Here is a 6585-nt window from a genome sequence, read left to right as displayed (position 1 = left end):
CAGCGTGGTGATCGGCGTGGCGCCCTCGGGGGCGGAGATCTCCACCCGTCCGTTCCAGCTGGTCACCGGCCGGGTCTGGAAGGGCACCGCCTTCGGTGGCGCCAAGGGGCGGACCGATGTGACGAAATTCGTCGACTGGTACATGGATGGCAAGATCGAGATCGACCCGATGATCACCCACAAGCTGAGCCTCGAGGAGATCAACCACGGCTTCGATCTCATGCATCAGGGCAAATCCATCCGCGCCGTCGTCGAATATTGACACCCTGATGTTTGATCCCAAGGTTTGAAGTTGTGATCTTATTCATAGGAGTAGAAGGAAGCACCATGGGATAAATTGGTGATAGGGGGCGTCACGGCTAGGCTCGACGTCGGAGCGAAGATGCAGTGATCGAAAACGTTGCTTGTATGGCTATTGCCCGCGGACAATTGGCGCAGCTGCTCCACTCGGAGTGCGCCCTTGCCCAGATTGCCCGCGGACAATTTCACAACCTAGGTCGTGTCGATAAAGGAGCTTCCGATGGTGTGATGGAGATGGTCCTAGCTGGTATCTGTGATAGCAGGTCAGATTCGCTGAATACTTTGGCTCCGCTTCGGACGAACGGTCAAGTAGCCGCGTTCTAGGGCTTGGTCATACTTCGCCTCGCCGCATGACTATGCCATGCGGTGGACGGTGCCGACTGATTCCGAAGGATCGCTCATGACCTGCCGCTGCCTGTCGCTCTTTGCTAAACTCCTTGCCGCCATGAGGCAGCGCTGAAATGACCCGCGACATCCGTGGCATGTACCCGCAGGACATCCCCTCGGGCGAGGCCTACAAGCCAGACCGCGAGCCGGAATTTGGAACTGAAACTAGGCCGGAAACTGGCTCTCCTGCAGGGCATCCTCGCGGCCATGTCCTTTAGCCTATTGTTGGCGGGCACGAATGCGACGACTCCGTTGCTGCCGGTCTACAACGCCGTGCTCGGCTTCTCCCCTCTGGAGTTGACGCTCACTTTCACGGTCTACGTCGGGGCGCTGATCGTGACGCTGGTCTGGGCAGCCCGTCCCGGGCGAGATGGACGCGGCCCCGCGGGCCTGCCTGCCGCCATGCTGCTCGCGGCGCTCATGCTGGTAATCGTCGGTGACATGCTGCTCTCGACCGGGACCTCCGTCGGCATCCTTTCCGGCCGCTTCCTCGCCGGTCTGTCCGGCGGCTGCGGAACCGGCGCCTCTGCTGCGCTCGTCACGGCAGTGCTCGGTGACCGCGGGCGCGGAGTTTCGGCGACGGGCAACCTCGCCGGGGCGATCATCGGGACGGTGGGCTCGCAGTTGATGTTGCAGGGCTTTGCCTCCGAAGCGGCGCATCTGACTTTCCTTCTGCATGCGTTTCTGTGCGCTCTACTTGCGTTCCCTCTCACTTGGGTTCTCTGGTGCCGTCGGGCACAGAACGCCAGCGATGTACGCCCCAGTGGCGAGATCGCCGGTGTCTGCGGTATCTTGAGACTGAACCTTATGCCCCTTGCGACGGGGGGGCTGGCTTGGGTCGGCTTGTCGTCGGCCATCGTGCTCGCGCCAACCCTCTTTGCGCATGCGAGTCTGCACCTAGCGCAGGCCTGGGGCGTGCCGGTGATGCTTGTCACGAGCTTGGGCCGGGCAGATCGGCAACCCTTGGTTGGCGCCGCGACTGCGGCGCTCACACGGGATGCTCTAGGGGGCGGTGGGGCTGGCGCTGATTGTAGCTTCGGTGCAGCTCGGAGCAGGGGGCCTTGCGCTACCGGGATTTGCGCTTCTCGGCTATACCGGGGGCATGAGCTACCGGCTGTCGCTGGTTCTAATCACTCGAGGCACTGCGCCGGCTCGGCAGGGGCGGCTGGCCTCACTCTATGCCGCAATTACCTGCGCCGCGGTGGCGGTTGTGGGAGCTGGTTTTCTGGCGGCACTGGTAAACTACGAGGTCATGGCACAGGTGGAGTTTGTGCTGATCGGGGCGCTAATGCTACTGGCGTTGCCGGCCGCGCCACGGCTCGATCAGACGCTGATCCCGGTGGAGTGATCCGCCGGGGGCGGTGTCGGTCACGCCAACGCCTCGGTGATGATTCCGAATGGCCTTGTGAGAAAAATTGGCTATCGTCAGGCAAAATGGTTCCGTAGGATCCGGGCAAGTCCGTTCTTCGATTTCCGGAAAATGACTTGGCACCTGCGTAATGACGGCCGCTTGGAGGAGTCGTCCGCACTATGAGATGAATGCGATGCAGCCTCTTCAAGAGGAAGTCGCCCCTCCTCAAGTCTGGTTCTTCTGAGATGATCAAAGGAGACGCAGCAGGGGGCGTAACGGAACTATGTCTGGACATCCAAGCCCGCCAGCTTGATCGGGACCATGCATTTGGGTTTCAACAAGTCTGGGCGAGGCTCGTGCTTTCAACTGGTGCATCCGTGGAAAATGACCTCTAGACTGCGCGGAGTTACCCTACGAAAGGTCATGCCGATGAGCCTCCCACAGACGCGGACACTTGGAATGGCGGCAGCGCTCGCCACCGTGATGATTTGGGCAGCATTCATATTGATCACGCGAGTCGCCGTGCAGGGCAACTTTACGGTAGAAGAATTGCTGATCCTGCGGCTTCTTCCTGGCGCTTTGGCGATGGTTCCGGTCATGTGGCGGATGGGCGTGATACCGCGCGGGCAATCTCTCCCTCGCGCGACGATGTTGATGGTTGGGGCGAGCGCAATCTTTCCTTTTGTTGTGTCCAAGGGGCTGGCCTATGCTCCCGCCTCGGACGGAGGAGCGCTGGCGCCGGGCATGCTGCCTTTCTGGACTGCGCTTGCAGCGTATGCCTTGGCTGGAGAAGTTCCTGGTCCGCGGCATAAGGTTGGGTTGGCGATGATCTTCGCTGGAGCGATAGTTGTTGGCCTTTGGCAAATCCTTGCCGGGGCGGATGATGGCGCTTGGAAGGGGCACCTGATGTTTCTGACCGGATCGGGGTTCTGGGCGATCTATTCCGTTATTTTCCGCCAAAGCGGCCTCAGCCCCTTACACGCGTTGGTGATTGGACTGTTCTGGGGCTCCTTGCTCATCTCCCCGCTCCTGCTTGCGACTGGCAACGTAAGCTTCGCGCAGGCTAGCCTAAGTGACATCGTGGCCATGATCATGATACAGAGTTTTGTCATCGGCATTCTGGCAATGTTTCTGTTCGGCTATGCGGTGCAGATCATCGGCGCCGCTGAAGCTGCGGCCTTCGGTGCGCTAACGCCAATCCTTGCCCTTCTGGGTGGCGTCGCGTTTTTGGGCGAAACCATCACTCCGCTCAAGGCCGCTGGTGTCGTTCTCGTGGCCGCGGGCGTCTTCTTGGCATCAGGTGTTCTGAGCAAGCCTCGTTCGGTTGCCGCACTTTGAACGCGACTGGATGTGAACCGCGCCGGGTTTGCCGGCAACTGTATTCAGGTTGGCTGAATCTCCCGGAAGTAGGTCCCGTCCGCAACCATGCTGTTGAGCACGCAGAGCAGCTTCCTCGCCGTCGCGGTCAAAGCGGCTTTCACCGGTTTTCCTGACGCCTGCAATTTCTGCCGAAACGCCTTGAACATCGTCGAGTGACGGGAGGCATGCAGGGCGGCGAGATAGAGGACGGTTCTGACGGTTGCCCTTCCGCCACCGATGACCCGTCTTCCGTTGCGCTGGCCGCTATCTCGGGCAATGGGCGCAAGGCCGGCGAGAGCCGCAATTTTCCGGCGATCGGTTGTGCCGATTTCCGGCAGCTCGGCCATGATCGTGGCAGCGACGATTGTGCCCACACCAGGCACCGACTGTAGCCGGCGATCGGTTTCAGCCAGTTCGGGCGAAGAGCGAATGATCTCCGCGATCCTTGTCTCTACCTTCTCGATCCGCCGCTCGAGGAGCAGGATCAAGCTCTTGATGTCGGACCGGGAATCGCGGTCTGTCGTCTGCTGAAGTCTGGTGATCTCCTGCTTTCGCATCTCAACCAACTGACGGCGCCGGGTAATCTGCGCGAGAAGCACCTGTCGCGTCGGGGAAACGGGAGGGGTTTGCGGTGGCTGCAACCTCTGACCGAAGGTCGCGAGCATCCGGGCGTCGACACGGTCGGTCTTGCCGATAACGCCCATGGCTCGCGCAAAATCGTGTGCCTGACGAGGATTGACGCGGCTGAAGCTGGCCTGGGCAGCCTCAAGGCCATCGCGCAGCACCCGGTCATAGCCGCCGCTGGCCTCGAAGATCACCCAGGCACCCTCGCGCGCCGCGGCCCGGGCGAAGCTGCGGGCGTCACCAACCGTCATATGGCGCGGCTTCTCCCGCCTCGCCGACCTCATCGAAGGAGCCCGCATCGCAACGCCGCCGCCAGACACTTATGGGTAACTGCAATCTCCGCCGGAGGGATACGATCCTATCATGCCTTTCTACATTGAATGGTGCACAGCATCGCGCGAGCTGGGTCGTCTCGCCGACATGCCCGGAAGCCGTGACGCGGACAGCCCCGAGTACTAGGCCGCCGAAGCTCGCGGGTACGACGCCCAGGCGAAGATCGCAGCCATGATCCCCTCCAGCTTGGAAGGGATTGTGGCGCAGGCGCATGCTCTATGGTCCATCGTCTGATCCGATGGCCCCGCCGGAACCCCGGTCAGTGCAAGAGGAGGCAAGATGGACGACGCCAAGCGGATCACTGGGATCTGGTCGGCGGCACGGGGGACGCAGAGCTCCTTGTCTGGGTTAGGTAGGGTGCAGACTATGTCTGGGAACGCTTCTCTATGCATAAAAATTATATTTAGAGTTGACCGAGAGGCTGGGGCGCCCTACAGCAGGAATATGAGACCCAAAGCGTTCAACATCAAAGTCCAAGAGTGCTACCGCACCGAAGGGACCACCCTTCCGGAGACATTGCGGCTCCTGAAGGCCGCAGGGCTCATGTCCACGGGCGCGCGCGGGGTGAATGCCCCCGACATGACGCCCCGAGATGCGGCCCGTCTAACGATTGCACTGCTAGCGAGTTCGAAGGTTGTGCATGTCGTCGAGGCCACCAAGAAGTTCTGCGCTCTGACCGTCAACCACAGCTATAGCGAGGGGATGGTTCCGTCCTTCGCGAAAGATGGTGAACAGGCTGAAACCCTCGAAGACGTGCTGACTGAGTACTTTTCGATGCAAGGCACGATCATTTCGGAACTGAGCAGCCTTGAGGTTCGCCACAACGAAGAACAGGCCGTCATGGAGTTCTTCAACGGACGGGCGTTGTTCGATGGAGATGCCGAAGCGACCAACCGTATCCTGTCCGAAGAGCGGAACATGGGTATCGGGACGGTTCGCCGGGTGCCGGGCAGTTCGATGTTAGAGTTGGCCGTCGCAATGAACGCTACGCAAAATGGGGAGGTCAACTAAGCTATGTCCCGTACTCCAGCGCCTGCCATGCCGACCGAGCGCCAAATTCAGGAGGCGCTCAAAATCGTTTCCTCCATGTATCCTGATGCTCGGATCGCCCGCGTTGGGCCGGATGGGGTGACGTTCGATTATCAGGACAAGGCCGCGCCCAAAGATGAGGGCTGGAACGGCAAACCGTTCTCGGCGGAGTAGTCATGAAGAAACCGCCCTACCTTCGTTCCAAACTGCGCCGGGGCCGCTGGTTCCATACCTACCGTCGGGGTGACAAGGAAATCTCCCTCGGGGTCCATGGCCTGCATCCCACCGACCCGCGTGTGTTCGCCGCGTACTGCGCAGAGCATGCCCGATGGGAACATCGCCCGCCTGGGACCGTGACGACGAAAGCTGGGACGTTCGCTTGGGCGGTCGATCTGCTGAAGGCCTCGCCGGCATGGGAGAAGTTGGCACCTGCGACCCAAAAGAACCGTGATGCGATCCTGCGCCGCTATGTGAAGGCGCAGGGCGCACGTCCGCTGTCGAGCATTTCTGCCGATGATATCGAGCAGGCGCTTTATGCCAAAGGCGGTTTCGCCGCGGTGAATGAGTTGAAGGCGCTCAAGCCGGTCTTTGCTCACGCCCACAAGCTGAAGTTCATCGCAACCGATCCGACGCGGAGTGTAAAGGTTGAGCGTCCGACCTCGGACGGCTTCCCGACTGCAAGCGCGGATGAGATCGAGCGGTTCCAGAAACGCTGGCCCATTGGCACGACCGAGCGTCTGGTTTTCGACCTTGCCCTCTACACGGGTGCCGCGCGGGCTGATCTGGTTCGGATCGGACGGAAGGATATCAGCGACGGGCTACTCAGCTTCCGCCGTCAGAAAACCGGAGTTCCTGCGGACGTTCCGCTCACGGCGGAGCTGAAGGAAGTGATTGGCCGGACGCCGGATATCTCCCCCACGTTCCTGCTGACGACTTGGGGCAAGCCCTTCAAGCCTGCCGGTCTCGGGAACCTTTTCGGAGAAGCGGCACAGGCTGCGGGGATTACTGCGAGGCTGCACGGATTGCGCAAGGCATTCTGCGTCTATTGGGCCGAACAGGGCAAAAGCACACACCAGATCGCCGCTATGGCTGGTCATATGAGTCTCTCGGAAGTCGAACGGTACACCCGGGAAGCTGACCGCAGGCGCATGGTGAAGCTGCTGGTGGAAGGCGCATGACACGGGACACAGAAGCTCAGGACC

At 60.9% G+C, this 6585-nt stretch carries 6 protein-coding genes and 2 pseudogenes; 7 read left to right on the top strand and 1 reads right to left on the bottom strand.

The annotated features are described in order from the left end of the window. The 4 genes and pseudogenes from QO033_RS19335 to QO033_RS19325 all read left to right on the top strand — a co-directional run. Window positions 1-262, top strand: a pseudogene (locus tag QO033_RS19335) (S-(hydroxymethyl)glutathione dehydrogenase); the annotation flags it as partial. 632 nt (window positions 263-894) lie between these two features. Further along, a pseudogene (locus tag QO033_RS25305) lies at window positions 895-1614 on the top strand (hypothetical protein); the annotation flags it as partial. 175 nt (window positions 1615-1789) lie between these two features. Then, entirely contained in the window at window positions 1790-2035 is a 246-nt protein-coding gene (locus QO033_RS19330) for a hypothetical protein (RefSeq protein ID WP_284482610.1), read from the top strand. Window positions 2036-2497: 462 nt separating this feature from the next. Beyond that, a complete protein-coding gene (locus QO033_RS19325) occupies window positions 2498-3376 on the top strand; it encodes a DMT family transporter (protein ID WP_284482609.1) in 879 nt (292 codons plus the stop codon). A 44-nt stretch (window positions 3377-3420) separates the two neighbouring features. Here QO033_RS19325 and QO033_RS19320 read toward each other — a convergent pair whose 3' ends face one another. Further along, window positions 3421-4272 carry an IS110 family RNA-guided transposase gene (locus tag QO033_RS19320; RefSeq protein WP_284482608.1) on the bottom strand — a complete coding sequence of 284 codons (852 nt, stop codon included), beginning with the start codon at window positions 4270-4272 and terminating at the stop codon, window positions 3421-3423. A 526-nt stretch (window positions 4273-4798) separates the two neighbouring features. Here QO033_RS19320 and QO033_RS19315 point away from each other — a divergent pair. Genes QO033_RS19315 through QO033_RS19305 form a run of 3 tightly spaced genes read left to right on the top strand, consistent with a single transcriptional unit; the run spans window position 4799 to window position 6561 of the window. Further along, entirely contained in the window at window positions 4799-5365 is a 567-nt protein-coding gene (locus QO033_RS19315) for a hypothetical protein (protein WP_284482607.1), read from the top strand. A 27-nt stretch (window positions 5366-5392) separates the two neighbouring features. Continuing rightward, complete coding sequence (locus QO033_RS19310) at window positions 5393-5557, top strand: hypothetical protein (RefSeq protein WP_284482606.1); 165 nt, start codon at window positions 5393-5395, stop codon at window positions 5555-5557. A gap of 2 nt (window positions 5558-5559) precedes the next feature. Beyond that, window positions 5560-6561: a tyrosine-type recombinase/integrase gene (locus QO033_RS19305; protein ID WP_284482605.1), complete on the top strand. Its 1002-nt coding sequence runs from the start codon at window positions 5560-5562 to the stop codon at window positions 6559-6561. Window positions 6562-6585 lie beyond the last annotated feature (24 nt).

The organism is Pseudodonghicola flavimaris (genome assembly GCF_030164425.1).
In the GTDB taxonomy this organism is placed as follows: Bacteria; Pseudomonadota; Alphaproteobacteria; order Rhodobacterales; family Rhodobacteraceae; genus Pseudodonghicola; species Pseudodonghicola flavimaris.
This window is presented reverse-complemented; position numbering and strand designations above follow the sequence as displayed.

Coding starts and splice junctions, on each gene's coding strand:
- QO033_RS19330 (WP_284482610.1), top strand. CDS start 1,790: ATGAGCTACCGGCTGTCGCTGGTTCTAATCACTCGAGGCACTGCGCCG.
- QO033_RS19325 (WP_284482609.1), top strand. CDS start 2,498: ATGGCGGCAGCGCTCGCCACCGTGATGATTTGGGCAGCATTCATATTG.
- QO033_RS19320 (WP_284482608.1), bottom strand. CDS start 4,272: ATGACGGTTGGTGACGCCCGCAGCTTCGCCCGGGCCGCGGCGCGCGAG.
- QO033_RS19315 (WP_284482607.1), top strand. CDS start 4,799: ATGAGACCCAAAGCGTTCAACATCAAAGTCCAAGAGTGCTACCGCACC.
- QO033_RS19310 (WP_284482606.1), top strand. CDS start 5,393: ATGCCGACCGAGCGCCAAATTCAGGAGGCGCTCAAAATCGTTTCCTCC.
- QO033_RS19305 (WP_284482605.1), top strand. CDS start 5,560: ATGAAGAAACCGCCCTACCTTCGTTCCAAACTGCGCCGGGGCCGCTGG.